This window comes from Bradyrhizobium sp. B124 (genome assembly GCF_038967635.1).
Taxonomy (GTDB): domain Bacteria; phylum Pseudomonadota; class Alphaproteobacteria; order Rhizobiales; family Xanthobacteraceae; genus Bradyrhizobium.
In genome coordinates, this window is the sequence record NZ_CP152413.1 from 4,653,479 (window position 1) to 4,667,539 (window position 14,061).

At 65.6% G+C, this 14,061-nt stretch carries 12 protein-coding genes and 1 riboswitch; of the genes, 1 reads left to right on the top strand and 11 read right to left on the bottom strand.

The genetic code is table 11. The features are described 5' to 3' along the window. Positions 1-80: 80 nt before the first annotated feature. From AAFG13_RS22250 to AAFG13_RS22290, 9 genes are all read right to left on the bottom strand, one after another. On the bottom strand, positions 81-1,061 hold the full coding sequence (locus tag AAFG13_RS22250; protein WP_342708214.1) for a FecR domain-containing protein: 981 nt from the start codon (positions 1,059-1,061) through the stop codon (positions 81-83). Between the two features lie 62 nt (positions 1,062-1,123). Further along, positions 1,124-1,666: a sigma-70 family RNA polymerase sigma factor gene (locus AAFG13_RS22255; protein ID WP_212318330.1), complete on the bottom strand. Its 543-nt coding sequence runs from the start codon at positions 1,664-1,666 to the stop codon at positions 1,124-1,126. Further along, complete coding sequence (locus AAFG13_RS22260; RefSeq protein ID WP_342708215.1) at positions 1,663-2,283, bottom strand: STN domain-containing protein; 621 nt, start codon at positions 2,281-2,283, stop codon at positions 1,663-1,665. The genes AAFG13_RS22255 and AAFG13_RS22260 overlap by 4 nt, the downstream gene beginning before the upstream one ends. 234 nt (positions 2,284-2,517) lie before the next feature. Further along, positions 2,518-4,002, bottom strand: a complete 1,485-nt coding sequence (locus AAFG13_RS22265; protein ID WP_342708216.1) for a PepSY domain-containing protein — start codon at positions 4,000-4,002, stop codon at positions 2,518-2,520. A gap of 2 nt (positions 4,003-4,004) precedes the next feature. Beyond that, complete coding sequence (locus AAFG13_RS22270) at positions 4,005-6,284, bottom strand: TonB-dependent receptor (protein WP_342708217.1); 2,280 nt, start codon at positions 6,282-6,284, stop codon at positions 4,005-4,007. A gap of 105 nt (positions 6,285-6,389) precedes the next feature. After that, positions 6,390-6,586, bottom strand: a riboswitch (cobalamin riboswitch). 229 nt (positions 6,587-6,815) lie between these two features. Further along, on the bottom strand, positions 6,816-7,745 hold the full coding sequence (locus tag AAFG13_RS22275) for a GTP-binding protein (RefSeq protein ID WP_342708218.1): 930 nt from the start codon (positions 7,743-7,745) through the stop codon (positions 6,816-6,818). Position 7,746: 1 nt separating this feature from the next. Beyond that, positions 7,747-9,237: an amidohydrolase family protein gene (locus AAFG13_RS22280; RefSeq protein WP_342708219.1), complete on the bottom strand. Its 1,491-nt coding sequence runs from the start codon at positions 9,235-9,237 to the stop codon at positions 7,747-7,749. Between the two features lie 154 nt (positions 9,238-9,391). Then, positions 9,392-9,784 (bottom strand): hypothetical protein, encoded by a 393-nt coding sequence (locus AAFG13_RS22285; RefSeq protein ID WP_249132585.1) that lies wholly within the window; start codon positions 9,782-9,784, stop codon positions 9,392-9,394. A gap of 152 nt (positions 9,785-9,936) precedes the next feature. Continuing rightward, positions 9,937-11,793, bottom strand: a complete 1,857-nt coding sequence (locus AAFG13_RS22290) for an ABC transporter ATP-binding protein/permease (RefSeq protein ID WP_342708220.1) — start codon at positions 11,791-11,793, stop codon at positions 9,937-9,939. A 192-nt stretch (positions 11,794-11,985) separates the two neighbouring features. Here AAFG13_RS22290 and rpmE point away from each other — a divergent pair, with 192 nt between their 5' ends. Next, a complete protein-coding gene (gene rpmE / locus AAFG13_RS22295) occupies positions 11,986-12,213 on the top strand; it encodes a 50S ribosomal protein L31 (protein ID WP_016845230.1) in 228 nt (75 codons plus the stop codon). Between the two features lie 536 nt (positions 12,214-12,749). On the opposite strand, the gene AAFG13_RS22300 is transcribed toward rpmE, so the two are convergent. Together AAFG13_RS22300 and AAFG13_RS22305 are read right to left on the bottom strand one after the other, a co-directional pair. Then, positions 12,750-13,367 carry a LysE family translocator gene (locus tag AAFG13_RS22300; protein WP_212318346.1) on the bottom strand — a complete coding sequence of 206 codons (618 nt, stop codon included), beginning with the start codon at positions 13,365-13,367 and terminating at the stop codon, positions 12,750-12,752. Between the two features lie 12 nt (positions 13,368-13,379). Next, positions 13,380-14,006, bottom strand: coding sequence for an FMN-binding negative transcriptional regulator (locus AAFG13_RS22305; RefSeq protein ID WP_342708221.1), 627 nt, complete (start codon positions 14,004-14,006; stop codon positions 13,380-13,382). Positions 14,007-14,061 lie beyond the last annotated feature (55 nt).

A 14,061-nucleotide genomic window follows, 5' to 3' on the forward strand; every position in this document is an offset into this window, starting at 1 on the left:
GGCGGGACCGAACAACAAAATCGCGGGCTGCATCACAATTCCAGCGCAGACATGATGCGCGCCTTCACGGCCGCCCGACATCAGCTCAGCAGCACGATGCCGCCGGGCAGATGTCGCGCTTTCGCGCCGAAGATTTGCTGGAACATGGTCAGGATGCCATCGACGTTGTCGATGCGGAACCGGCCGTTGACGAGACGGCGTTCCAATTCCGCGTTCGTCACCATGACCTTGCCCGACCGGTAACGATTGATCTCCGTCACGACGTTGCCGAGCGGAGCGTCATGAAAAATCAGCATTCCGTCGCGCCAGGCTGTCACCTCGGCGGGATCGACTGACATGGGCGCCGCGAGACCAAGCGCTGCATAGCTGACCTGTTGCCCCGCATGCAGCGCCGCGACGGAGCTGTGACGGGTGACCCGGACCTCGCCATCGAGGCACGTCACGCAGGTGCTGCGCGGCTCATGACGGACGTTGAACTGCGCCTGACGCGCGCTCATCTCGCCGTCGCCGGCCACCACGCGCACCTCGCGGCTCGCGGAGGCTGCCGCGATCACGGCTTCCCCGGTCAGGATCTCGATGCGATCCTGGCTGCTGTCGCCCGACTGAACATTGACGCTGGTTCCGGTGTTCAGCGTCACCTTGACACCGCCATCGATCGTGAGCTTGCGCTGCTCGCCGGCGGCGGTGCGATAGTCCGCCATCACATCCTGCAGCGACGGCCACAGCTGCATCGGTGGCGACACCACGAGATAGGCGGCGGCCGACGTCGCCAGCGCGCCTCCGAGCATCGCCCGCCGCGTCATGCGCGGCTGCCGCCGGACGTCCGCCAGCATGGAATCGCCGCGCCGCTTCAACAGGTTGGCGCCGGCCGGGCCGAGCTGATCCCAGAGCAGGCTGGCCTGCGCCAGCGCCTCCGAATGGGCGCTGCTCTGGCTTCCCCAATGCCGGGTTTCCTCGATGTCCCGCCGGGTAGCCTGCCCCGAACCAAGCCGCTGGACGCGCGCAAGCGCCTCGCTCTCGATCGCGGTCAGCTCCTCCGACGGTTCGTCGCTACGTGTCATCGATCGGGCGTTTCTCTTGGCAGCACGTCCATCCAAATACGCAACACTCTGACGCTCTCCTATCAGGACGTTTCCCGCGGTGCCGGACCGAAACGCCTTGTGACCTTTTTATTAAAGCGCTTGGCGCAATGCTCGAGCGCAGCTTTCAGCTCAAGCTCCACCAGACGCTGCGAAACCCCGAGACGCGCGGCGATTTCCCGGAGCGGCGTGCCCTCCAGGCGGGATGCGAGCAGGATCGTCCGGCGGCGCGGCGTGAGTTCCTCAAGCACCTGCTCCAGATGCGCAATCTGTTCCCGCGATTCGACCTCGCGTTCCGGGCCGGGCGCCGCGTCGGCGATCTCGAGCATCGGCTGCACCTCGAACCGCTTGAGGCGGCGCGTCTCCTGGCGCTCGCGACTGATCGCAAGATTGAGCGCGCTGCGCAGCAGATAGCCGATCGGGCTGTCCACCACGCCCGAGCCGTTCTTGTCGCGAAGGTGCAGCCACGTCTCGTGAAGGGTTTCGCGGGCTCTTTCGTCGCCGAGACGCCGCGCGAGGCGGCGGCGAAGCTCGTCGTAGCGCTCGACGAGCACCTGCCGAAGCGTGGTCGAAGTGGTTTCCGTCATCGCGCGACCAGTCCCGGGCGCCTTGGGTCACGCGCGGCACAGTCGCCGGTCTCGGAAGGCGGCCGCGGCGAAACCGCCATCATGACCGGCTGCGGCATGTCCGGAGGCGGCGGCCGGCCGATCACGACAGCACGCAACAGGGCGGCGATCGCCTGGTCACGCGCGCTGTCATCGGTCGAGCCGAGCAGCTGGGGCTGCAGCACCTCGCCGGCATGCCCGATCCAGAACCTGAACTTGATCCGATAGCCGCCCGGCGCGGTCAGCGCGGACCGGCAGAATGCCTCCTCGACGCTGCTCTGGACGGCCGCAAGATACGGCATGAAGCCACGCATCGACGCCGTCTGCGGCGCAGTGGCCGCAGGCACAATCGTGAAGGCGTTCGCCGCGGCATAGACTGCAACCAGACCGGTTCCCTCGAGCAGGAGCTGCAACGCCATGTCGGGCGTCATCGATCCCTTGACGGCCTGTGCGCGGCGTCCCCCAGCCAGTGTGGCGTCGTAAACGACCTGAAGACCGGTGACCGCGCTGTAGGCATCGAGCGCGGAGACCAGAGGCTGGCTGCCAATATCGAAGTCGACCGTTGCCGGCGTCCGAACTGATTCAAGGCTTGCGGCCATCGTTACCGTCTGGATATTCCCGGCAACGAGAGTGCCTATGACCAGGCCAAGAAAGCGCTGCCACATCCGATCATGCTTCGAGCGCAGCCCGATCTTCCAACCCATTGAACAAAGTGCATGAGGCGCCGCCTTGATCCTCAAGCCCAGCCGAACAGCACGATCTATCGGTGATCGATAGAGCTGTTCGTCAACCCCCGCGGCAGGCGCAACATAGAAACAGATTGTGACAATCTGCTAACAAGGGCGGAGACCTCGCGCCGGCCGCACCTTGCGCCGTCGCAGCCTGCGCCAGCCGATCACGATACCGCTGATCGAGACGATGGTGCCGACCGCCGACAGCAGCCAGACCACGACATCGCGCGCCGGCCAGATGCGCAGCAGCAGCGGGAAATCCAGGCTGTGCAGCGCGTTGAACAGCCAGCGGTAGGACCGGCGGCTGTCGTCGCTGCGATCGAGAATCTCGGCGGTGACCGGAGAGATGTGCAGCCAGATATGGGCGAGATCGTCGAAGGCGATCCGCAGCACCGGAAGCTCGCGCGCTTGGTGCAGCGTGTACCAGTAGGCGTCCGGTTCATCGAGCTGTCGCGCCGATATCATCGCAGCTTTCGGCATCGCGCGCCGGGCGGCCGCGATGATCTCGTCCTGCGAGAGCGTCACGGGCGCGCCGGTCAAGGGATCGGCGAGGCTGCGACGGCCGCCGCTAGCGTCGAGCACCATCAGGGGGTGTCCGCCGATCCAGACGAAGCGCGCCTCCACCGCCGATACCTGCGGCGGCGACTGCAAGTGAGCGACGATATCGGGCGCATCGTGGCGGCTGTAGCCAACCGCGATCTCGCGCGTGAGGCCGCGGCCGGAGAAGGCGCCGCCGGGATTGAGCGACAGCCAGCCGCTGAGCATCCAGGTGAAGACGAAGATGCCGCCGACGAGGCCGGCGATATGATGCCAGGCCATCCAGCCGCGATAGGGCGAGACGGCGCCATCAGCGTAACGGCGCGTCAGCCGCAGGCGCAGAATGCCGATCCAGAAGCCGGTGACCGCGACGACGAGGCAGGTGCCCGAGATCCACAGCACCACGTCCCGCCACACCGGACCATCCTTGCGCAGCACGGTCGGATAGATCCAGTGCGGGATTGAGCCGAGCCAGTTCCAGATACGTTCCTGCCGCGTGGTGTCGAGCGCGATCTCACCGCTGCGCGACGAGACATAAAGTTCGGTGCCATCGGCGTCGCCGAGACCGATCAAATAGAGCGGCCGCAGCGGATCGAAGCGCGCAGTGACCGACCATTGATCGCGCGTCACCGTGTCGAGCAATTGCGGACGCACCGCGTGCGGATGATGGCGTGCAATGGCCAGTGCCTGACCCGGCGTGATCCGGTCGATGACGCTGCCGTCGATCGCCGAAATGGTGACGGCGCCCCCGTTCCATCCGGTCACGCGATAGACCGGAACGTCGTCCAGCATCGAGAGCCGGAGATCGCGTGGATAATGTTCCGTGCCCGCGATCGCCATCGCACGATCAGGTGCGATCTGTACCTTGCCCCAAACGATGCCAGGGAGCGCAGAGAGGCGCTCGTCGTCAGTGAGGCGCGGAAACGCCACGTACATCATGACGAGGCCAGAGATGAACCACATCGCGAAGAAGAGACACGTCGCAATGCCGATCCAGCGATGGACGACATAAAGCCATCGCCGCGCTCGCCGGATCAGAGCGTTGCGCATGGTCAGAACTTCACGTTGACGGACAATTCGGCGGTGCGCGGCATGCCGAGCAGCCACTGCCCCGTCCCGTTCGAGGTCACCGCGTAGACCTTGTCGAACAGATTGTAGACGCGGAACGCAACCGTGGTGCGATCATCGGGCTTCCACCTGATGCCGCCATTGACCACATTGTAGCCCGGCCGCAGCTGGGTGTTGGCGAGATCAGAGTACATCGCGCCGACGATCTGCACGCCGCCATAAACCGACCAGTTCGGCGCGAAGTCCCAGGTCAGCCAGACGTTCGAGACCTGCTGCGGAACGTTGACCGGAACATTGCCGTTGTAGCTGACGACCTTGCCGCCGACCACCTGGCTGTTGTTGTCGTATCGGGCACGCAGCAGCGCAAGATTGGCGTCGACGCGCCAGCCATCGTTCAGCGCGAGCCCGATCGATCCTTCGACCCCGCGTGATGATTGTTGGCCGATCTGCAGTGCCAGGCCGGCAGTGGGATTGCTGGGATCGGGAATGGTCAGGCCGGTCTTGACGATCTCGTACCCTGCCAGCGTCCACTCGCCGCGGCCGCCCCAGAACGACTGCTTGACGCCGATCTCGGTCTGCTTGCCGGTCGCGAGCTGGAAGGTTTTCTGCGAGGTCGACAGCGAGATCAAATTGCTGACCGGATCGACGCCGACCGCGTACTGACCATAGAACGCGAGGTTCTTGATCGGCTCGTAAACCAGCCCGGTTCGCCAGCTGGTGCCCGACAGCGTCGTTTCAAAACTGTTCGCCGGCGTCTTGTAGTCGGTGCGATCGACCTCGGGACGATCGTACCGGACGCCGGTGATGAGCGACAATTGATCGGTCAGCGACAGACGATCTTCGGCAAACAGCGCGTATTGATTGACGATCGCGTTGAAGCCCGGCGTCGTCGCCGTGGTCGTCGCGAAAAACGATCCGGGATCGAACACGTAAGGATTGACCGACGACGCGCCGCCATAGGGCGAGTTGCTGGTGTGGGCGAAGTCGATCCGGTTGACGTCGAACCCGGCAACGAACTGGTTCGCAAGTCCGAAGATGTGACCGTTGAAGGTCGTATCCATCCGGTTGCCGAGCTGCTTCTGGTCGTGGAAGATCTCGATATAGCTGGAGCGGTCGATCAGCTGGGTCTTCGGGTTCCAGATGTAGTTTTCGATATCGCGCCAGTGCCGCTCGCTGGTCAGGTAATACAGCGTGTTGTTGATCTTGATGCCGTCGGCGACGTCCCACTCGGTCTTGAGCTGGGTCCAGCTGTCCTGGTAGCGGATTGCGCTGTCCAATGCGTTGTAGTTCTTGAAGCGCAGCGCGTCCTGAATCGAGCCGTTGATCAGCGGCGTGCCGAAATAGCGCGACGGGCTGCGGTCGCCATAATCCTCTGACAGCGTGAAGGCGAGGTTGTCCGATGCCTGCACCCGCACGGCGGCGGAGACCACCGCATTCGAGGTCTTGTCGCGATCGACCCAGCCGTCCGACATGTTGCCGGTGGCGTTGATGCGGTACGACACATTGGGGTTGATCGGACCGGTGCTGTCCACCGAGAGCCGCCGCGTCATATTGCTGTCGAGCGAGACCTCGGCCTCATTATAGGGCGTGCCCTGCGGCTTCTTCGGAACGACGTTGATGACGCCGCCGATCGCGCCTTCGCCGTACAGCACCGAGGCCGGGCCGCGCAGCACCTCGACCCGCTGGGTCGACCAGGTGTCGTAGGGGAACGTCAGGGTGCCCGAGCCGATATAGAAGCGTGTGCCGTCATACAGCGTCATCACCGAATTGCTGCCGGCAAAGCCGCGGGTGCTGAACGACAGGCCGCCATTGCCGGGCGCCGGCGTTGCGATGAACCCGGCCGCATTCTGCGTGACGGCATCAAGCACATTGTGCTGGCCGCGCTCGGCGATGGTTTGCGACGTGATGATCTCGACGCTGGCCGGCGTCTGCAGCGGCGTCAGGTTGAGACGACTGCCGGTGCCTCCCTGTGTGGTGGCGTTGAGCGTCGGTGATGCCGATCCCGAAGCGCCCGACGCTGCAGCACGGGGTGCGCCAGCGGTTGCCGCCGTTGCAGGTCTGGCGCGCGGCCGCGACGACGTCGCCGAGTTGCGGCTTCGCGCCGCAGGCTTGGGCTTTGCGGATGTCGAGGGTGCGACCTCGATCGGATCGAGCGTGGTGGGTGGAGATGTTTGTGCCGAACCTTCAGCCGGCAGCAGCAGCGATGACAGGGAGCAAACGAGACCGAGGCGCCAACGGCGCGCGGAGGGAGTTGACGGAGACACGGAAAGACTCGCGGTAACGTGGCACGTCACCGCGAACGCGGACTGGCGCATTGCCCCAGAGGCAGTGCTCCGATCCCACCAGGACGCCCCCGCCCGATGTGCTCGCGTGTGACCACGACTGACGGCAGGTCTCCTGGCTCACGGGTCATCGCCTGTCGACGCCTTCCCGGGCGGAGTGGCCCAGTGGCAAATTGACGAAAGGCTCGCCGTTTACAGTTGCGGGGACAGCTGCGGCATTGGGGTTACCCTCGCACCGCATTCCCTTTTGATCCCCGAAGGGAACCGTCGAGCGAAACGATAGGTGGTGCGGGATGGGCTGTCAATTCGATGCGATTGTCGCACACATGCTTTGCGGGATGATGCTGCGGCGATGACACAGCCCAGCCACATCTACTGCTGACGCGGAGCGGTAACCCGTCATCCTGAGGAGCGCGGAACGCGCGTCTCGAAGGATGCACGGCCCGGCTGGTGGCCGTCGACCCTTCGAGACGCGCTTCGCGCTCCTCAGGGTGACGGAAACGTAAGCTCACATCACCCTGCTTCGACACATCCCTGCATCACCTCATCGATCTCGGCCCGCGACAGCGCGCCCATCTCGGCGATGAACACGATTCGCGTGCGTGGCACGCCGGGCGCCGGCACGCCGCCGGCAGCCAGTGTCGCGCGTCCGCCGGCGAGTTGAAATACCGTCAGCCGTCCCGGCTGCTCCACCGTCTCGAACAATCCCTTCGCCCGCGCCAGCTTCGGCGCCAGTCTGCCGATCGCCTGCTGCAAGCGCGGCAACGCTACCTTCCGCTCCGAGGTCCAGCTCAGCGTCTCGAACCGATCGGACGTCGGCCGTCGCGGCGCGGTCTCGCGCAGCGTCGGCACATGATCGAGATCGGCCGGAAACACCAGCTCGGCCGGCACCTCGCCATGCAGGGCAGCAACGATGACCGCAGCCGGACGCATTGTCCGCACGGCATCTCGGATCGCCGCGCACGCGGCTGCATCGGCCAGATCGACTTTGCTCAGCGCCACCACATCGGCCGCGCGCAGCTGCGAGCGCAGCAGCGCATCGTTCAGCATCGCCACCGGCTGCGTCGCGTCGACCACGCACAGCACGGTCTCCAGCGGCGCCTCCTTCCAGATCACCGGATCCATCAGGTTGCGCACGATGTCGGCGGGATCGGCGATCCCGCTGGTCTCGATCACGATGAATTCGGGACGCGGATCACGCCGCAGCAAGGTTGCGAGCGTGCGCAGCAGATCGCCTTCCAGCGTGCAGCAGATGCAGCCATTGCTCAGGCTGACCACGCCGTCGCTGGCGCCGGCAATCAGCTCCGCGTCGATATTGATCGCGCCGAAATCGTTGACCACGGCCGCGATGCGCCGCCCTTGCGCATGCGCCAGCAGATGGTTGACGACCGTGGTCTTGCCCGCCCCGAGAAAACCCGCGACCAGCAGGATCGGGACCGGCATCTCAGCCCCCAGTGACCGGCCGGCGCACCGGCCGGCCCGGCCGTGCCGCGACGTCGAGCACGCCATCATTGATCAGCGGCTGACCGCTGACCACGAGATGCCGCACGCCTTCCGCCGGGCGGTTCATCGCGGAGAAGGTCGCGCGATCGCTCAGCGTCTCGAAGTCGAACACCACGACGTCAGCGTCGGCGCCCGCCTGTAGCCTGCCCTTGGCACGCATCGCCGGCGTGCTCGCGGACAGGATTTCCGCCGGGATCAGCGCGCATTTGCGGATGCCCTCGAGCAGCGACACCTTCCTGCGCTCGCGCACCCATTCGCGGATGAAGCGGGTGAAGCAGCCGGCTGAACGCGGATGCGAGGTGGCATCGTCAGGCAGCGGCCAGGCGTCGCCGGTGTAGGGGCGGCCATCCGACAGCGTCCACGGCATCGCGTCGGACGCGATCGCGCCGCCCGGATACAGCACTGCCATATCGAGCAGATCGCGATGATGCGCGTTGTTCTCGATATCGAGCACATGCCATAGCACCAGCGTCGAGGGTTCCGCGGCCTGCGCCGCCAGCAGTTCCTCCCGGCTGCCGAAGCGGTGACCGTCGGTCACGCGCTGCACCGAATCATAGCCGAGGCCGTTGCGCTCCTCGAATTTGGGATCGCTGAAGAAGGTCGCCGCCAGCACGGTCGAGCCGGTGCCGTAGGGATAGGCCTCCACCGTGATCGGCAGGCCCTGCGCCTGCGCCTTGGCGATCAGCGCAACACAGCGCTCGATGTCCGTCTTGCTCGACGAGTTAAAGTGACAGATGTGCATGTGCGCGCCGGTGGCGCCGGCATAGCCGATCAGGCGGATATAGGCCTCGGCCGCGCTCTCGGGATCGATGCGCGACATGTAGGCGACGTGGGTGAAGGTCGGCACCGCATGATCCGCGGCGAGCTGGCACACCGCGGTGAGTTCCTGCACGCCGGCGCCGGGCGCGTAGGCGTTGAGAATACCGATGCCGATGCCACCCTCATTCAGTCCGTTGGCAAGGCGCGCGAGGATGCCGCCGACCTCACCCTCGGTCGCCACGTTCTCGATCCAGCGGCGATCGCGCATCGCGGCACCGAATGATTCCAGCGAGCTTTCCGCATTCGAGCCGGTCATGGCACCGATCCGCGCGAACGCCCAGTTGGCCGCGGCGCCGTAGTTCAGCACCCGTCCCTTCTCGGCCTGACGCTTGTACCAGGATGCCACCGGCAACACGCCGGCCTCGAGGTCGAGCGATGTCGTCACCCCGTCGAACGCCTGCATGCGATCGGCCGGAATGGTCTGGCCATGCGCGTGCAGGTCGATGAAGCCGGGCGCCACCACAAGTCCGGTGGCGTCGATCTGGCGCTCGGCGCCGCCGAGGCCGGTGCCAACCGCGGCGATCTTGCCGTCGACGACGGCGACGTCGCCGATCGCATCCATCCCGCTGGCCGGATCCACCACCCGGCCGCCGCTGATCACCAAACCACCCATCTCGCCACTCCCCGCATTGTCCGACACCGACCGGTCTCTTTTCGAGCACAGAGAAGCGCATCGCACTCATCGCAGCAACCCGGCAAGGGGTCGTGGCGACATGTTCTGGCGGAATATCCGCCGCGCCGTGATGGCGATTGCAGAGAGCCCCTCCCTACGTTCCGGTTGCACGCCGCGATGGCAGGCCCCGCCAGAGATCGGTGCCGGGCTTGATGCGGCTCGCCACGAGTTTCGGCGGCGTGCGGTCCTTGGCGATCGCCGCTTCGACCGCGCGCTTGAGTCTGACGTTGTCGATCTCTGCCAGAAATCGCCGGATGACGGCATCCTGATCCGCGCCCCGACCGGAGATCGCCGCGCACAGCTCCGCGGTCGTCCTGCGGAAGAAGTGGAAGGCGTCATCGGCCGCGCCACCCAACCGGTCGACCTCGCCGGCCACGCCGAGCGCGTGCATCCGATCATCGTCGTCGAGCGTCACCGCGAAGCGCAGGACGGCAAGCTGCCAGGCACGAAGCAGCTTGCTCTCCGGTTCGGTCGCGTCCTCGCGCATCAGTCGAACACCCCGCGCGCCGATGCTCCTACGGCGGTCGAGGGAGGTCCGGCGCGGCGCGACTATCCTTGCGCGGGAATAGGTTTTCGAGGGGGGCGCGCGCCCGATCACATAGGAATCGCATAGGCGGAGCGCACAGAGTCCCAATTCGCTCAAATCCCCTCGAATTGCAGCCGCGCCAGCCGCGCGTAGAGGCCGCCCGCGGCAACCAGCTCGGCGTGAGTGCCCTGCTCGACGATCCTGCCCTGGTCCATCACCAGGATGCGGTCGCAGGACAGCACGGTGGCCAGGCGATGCGCGATGACAAGCGTGGTGCGATGGCGCATCAATTCCTCCAGCGCGGTCTGCACCAGCGTCTCGCTCTCGGCGTCGAGCGCCGAGGTCGCCTCGTCGAGCAGCAGCAGCGGCGCATCGCGCAGGATCGCGCGCGCGATCGCGATGCGCTGGCGCTGGCCGCCGGACAGCGTCACGCCGCGCTCGCCGAGCTGGGCGTCGAAGCCGCCGGGCAGCCGGCGCAGGAATTCGGTGGCATGGGCGAGATCAGCGGCGCGCTCGACCTCGGCGTCGGTGGCATCGGGCCGGCCGAACCGGATATTGTCGCGAGCGCTCGCGGCGAACACCACGGAATCCTGCGGCACCAGCGCGAGCCGCGCGCGCACGTCGGCCGGATCGGCCTGCCGGATCGGCACACCATCGAGCGAGATGGTGCCCGATTTCGGATCGTAGAAGCGCAGCAGCAGGTGGAACAGCGTGCTCTTGCCGGCGCCCGACGGGCCGACGATCGCGACCTTCTCGCCGGAGCGCACCTCCAGCGACACGCCGTCGACCGCGAGCGCGTTGGGCCGGGTCGGATAGGCGAAGCTGACATTGTCGAAGCCGACATCACCGCGCGCAGGCTGCGGCAGTGCGCGCGGCGACGCGGGAGCTGCGATCTGCGGCCTGACGCGCAAAATCTCGAACAGCCGTTCGGCGGCGCCCGATGCGGCCGAGACCTCGCCCCAGACCTCGCTGAGCTGGCCGAGGCCGCTCGCTGCGAAGGCCGTATAGAGAATGAATTGGCCGAGCCGGCCGGGGCTGATGGCGCCGATCAGCACGTCGTGCGACCCGACCCAGAGGATCACGACGACGCTGGCGAACACGATGAAGATGACGATGAGTGTCAGCATCGCGCGCGCCTTGGTCGAGCTGCGCGCGGCGTCATAGGCCTGCTCGACCTCGCGGGCAAAGCGCGCCCTGGCGAGCCGTTCGCCGGTATAGGCCTGCACGGTGCGGATCGCATTGACCAGCTCGGAGGCATAGGCGCTGGCATCGGCCAGCGTGTCCTGGGCGTTGCGCGACAATCGCCGCACCCAGCGGCCGAACGCGACCAGCGGAATCACGATCATCGGAATCGCGAGCAGAACGAAGCCCGAGAGCCGCGGGCTGGTGATCACCATCATCGCGGCGGCGCCGAAGAACAGCATCAGATTGCGCAGCGCGATCGACACCGAGGCGCCGACCGCGGATTTGATCTGCGTGGTGTCGGCGGTGAGCCGCGACACCAATTCACCTGACCGTGCGGAATCGAAGAACGCGGGCGACAGCGAAATCAGATGCGCGAACACGTCGCGCCGGAGATCGGCGACGATGCGCTCACCGATCGTCATCACGAGGTAGTAGCGCGAGGCGCTGGCACAGGCGAGCACCGCGACGACGGCGATCATCACGCTGAAATAGCTGTTGATCATCGCGATGCCTTCGGGCGTGAAGCCGAGGTCGATCATCCGCCGCACCGCGACCGGCACGATCAGCGTGGTGATCGCCGCGATCGTCAGCGAGATCAGCGCGAGGATCGCCCGTCCCTTGTAGCGCGCCACATAGGGCGCGAGCGCAAGCAGGGGCCGCAAGCGGGCACGGCTCTTCGCCGGCTCCATGATCTGGCTCTCGATGAAGGCCTCCTCATCGAGCAACGCGTCGCGCGGCGGCTCTGGGGGGCCGCGAGGGGTCTCAAGCTGTTCGGCTACACTCATTATCTAGACCGGTTCTATTGCCCCCCACATAGGCCCGCCGACCCCCGGCTGGCAAATCCGGTAAAGTCCCAATCCGGTGATGGGCTTAAGCCCTTTCTTGGCTTGTTTTGGCGGGCACCATGGGTTATAGAGCCGCCCAAATCCCGTACCTAGATGTCTTGAGACGGGCGCTGGCGCGCCGAAGGAACTGTCATGAAAGCCGATATTCATCCGAATTATCATACGATTAAGGTCGTCATGACCGACGGCACCGAGTACCTGACCCGCTCCACCTGGGGCAAGGAAGGCGACACGCTGAACCTCGACATCGACCCCAAGTCGCACCCGGCCTGGACCGGCGGTACCCAGCAGCTGATGGACCGCGGCGGCCGTGTGTCGCGCTTCCAGAAGAAGTTTTCGGGCTTCCTCAAGAAGGACTAAAGTCCGCTTCGGGATCGCCCTCGCGATCAAACGCAAAACGCCTCCGTCTCGGGGGCGTTTTTGTTTTGGGCTGCTCCGGATCGGCCGGCCGGACGGACGAGCGCGCGGCTCGCTCCGTGCGTCGTCCCTGCGAAAGCCAGGATCCATAACCACCGCATTCAGTGATGAACGGGATCGCAGCCCCCGCGCGCGCAACAATTGAGATTCGGGGTAATGAGTCCTGGCTTTCGCCAGGACGAACTGAATGTGTGGCCTGCATCCACAATCGTCGTCCCTGCGAAAGCAGGGACCCATCACCACAGAGTTGTGATGTTGAAGAAGGTTGTGGCCCCAGCATCGCGCACCAATTGCCATTTGTGGTTATGGGTCCCGGGTAAAGCCCGGGACGACACTGAGTTTGTTGCGCCACTTGTGAGCCACACATCCGCATTCTCGCGACATGAAGCGCCCGAGTTCTGCACGCGAAGGGCTTGCGCCGTCGGGCAACTCAGTGGCACGCGCGCGAGGCGGACGCCGGTAGATGGACCGCCGTGACCCTACCGATCCTGGAAGGCGAGCCGCGCGCCGAGTGCGACCAGGATACTGCCGCCGATCCGCTGCATGATCCGCTGCGACCTGCGGGAGCGCTGCAGCTTCGACATCACGGCGCTGGCGAAGAACACGCAGACGATATCGACCGCCGAGAACGTCAAATTGACTGTCGTGCCGAGCAGGAACAGCTGGGCCCAGACCGGCAGGCTAGCCGACACATCGACGAACTGCGGCAGGAACGCCAGGAAGAAGATCGCAGTTTTCGGATTGAGCACCTCGACGACGATGCTCTGCGCGAACGCGCGCTCCGCGGAAAGCGGCGCAAGCTCAGGGCGCTTTGTACTGTCGCGATCGCGAAACAGCGACAGCCCGAGCCAGACCAGATAGGCCGCACCGGCGAGCTTCATCGCTGTGAATAGCGGCGGCACCGCATGAAACAGAAGCGCTAGGCCGGCGGCCGCGGCGATGACATGAACGTAGCCGCCGAGATGCAGGCCAAGCGAGGCCATCAGCCCGGCACGTCGGCCGCCCGCCAAAGTGCGGGCCGCGGCATACAGCATGGCCGGCCCCGGAATCAGCGCGAAGGTCGCGGTCGTGATCGCAAAGGCAAGGTACAATTCCATCGACGGCTTTCGTCAGTTCGCCGGGATCATCGCCGCGACTTCGTGATCAACGGGATTGTCGCTCGCGCCTAGGCCCGCGATGATACCGGCGCGATCCTCGAGCTTGCGGTTCTGACTCATCTTCTTCTTGGCGTCGATCCGTGTGATCGGCATCCGGAAGCCGACGATGCCGCGCAGCTGCGCCTTGATGAAATCATCGGGCGCATCGCTGACCTGCCAGACTTCCTTGCGCGTACTCTCGTGCAACCGGGTCAGTCGCGTCACGACATCGAGCAGCCGGTCCGCATCCTCGAAGAACTCGGCCGCACCGTAGGCGTGCACGGCGAGGTAATTCCAGGTCGGCACCACCTTGCCGTGCTCGGCCTTGGTCACATACCAAGACGGCGTCACATAGGCGTCGGGCCCCATGAAGATCGCCATCGCCTCACCCACGGCGGGCAGCTTCCATTGCGGATTGGGCCGCGCGACGTGACCGTACAGCGTGCCGTAATCGCCCTCGTTTTCATTGAGGATCAGCGGCAGCGGCGTTCCGATCAGCCCGTCCGCGGTCGCGGTAACCAGTGTCGCGAGCTTTGAGGCCCGCATCGCGGCGTGGATCGGGCCGAGCTCATCCATCTTGAAATGCGGCGGCAGGTACATGGCAGGCCTCTTGGCAAACCTCATCGAATTGTTGCTCGCACAATAGCGCCGAAGT

Excerpts from the sequence above, each read along its gene's own strand:
- AAFG13_RS22250 (WP_342708214.1), bottom strand. The coding sequence starts at position 1,061 with ATGACACGTAGCGACGAACCGTCGGAGGAGCTGACCGCGATCGAGAGC.
- AAFG13_RS22265 (WP_342708216.1), bottom strand. The coding sequence starts at position 4,002 with ATGCGCAACGCTCTGATCCGGCGAGCGCGGCGATGGCTTTATGTCGTC.
- AAFG13_RS22255 (WP_212318330.1), bottom strand. The coding sequence starts at position 1,666 with ATGACGGAAACCACTTCGACCACGCTTCGGCAGGTGCTCGTCGAGCGC.
- AAFG13_RS22305 (WP_342708221.1), bottom strand. The coding sequence starts at position 14,006 with ATGTACCTGCCGCCGCATTTCAAGATGGATGAGCTCGGCCCGATCCAC.
- rpmE (WP_016845230.1), top strand. The coding sequence starts at position 11,986 with ATGAAAGCCGATATTCATCCGAATTATCATACGATTAAGGTCGTCATG.
- AAFG13_RS22260 (WP_342708215.1), bottom strand. The coding sequence starts at position 2,283 with ATGGCCGCAAGCCTTGAATCAGTTCGGACGCCGGCAACGGTCGACTTC.
- AAFG13_RS22300 (WP_212318346.1), bottom strand. The coding sequence starts at position 13,367 with ATGGAATTGTACCTTGCCTTTGCGATCACGACCGCGACCTTCGCGCTG.
- AAFG13_RS22275 (WP_342708218.1), bottom strand. The coding sequence starts at position 7,745 with ATGCCGGTCCCGATCCTGCTGGTCGCGGGTTTTCTCGGGGCGGGCAAG.
- AAFG13_RS22280 (WP_342708219.1), bottom strand. The coding sequence starts at position 9,237 with ATGGGTGGTTTGGTGATCAGCGGCGGCCGGGTGGTGGATCCGGCCAGC.
- AAFG13_RS22285 (WP_249132585.1), bottom strand. The coding sequence starts at position 9,784 with ATGCGCGAGGACGCGACCGAACCGGAGAGCAAGCTGCTTCGTGCCTGG.
- AAFG13_RS22290 (WP_342708220.1), bottom strand. The coding sequence starts at position 11,793 with ATGAGTGTAGCCGAACAGCTTGAGACCCCTCGCGGCCCCCCAGAGCCG.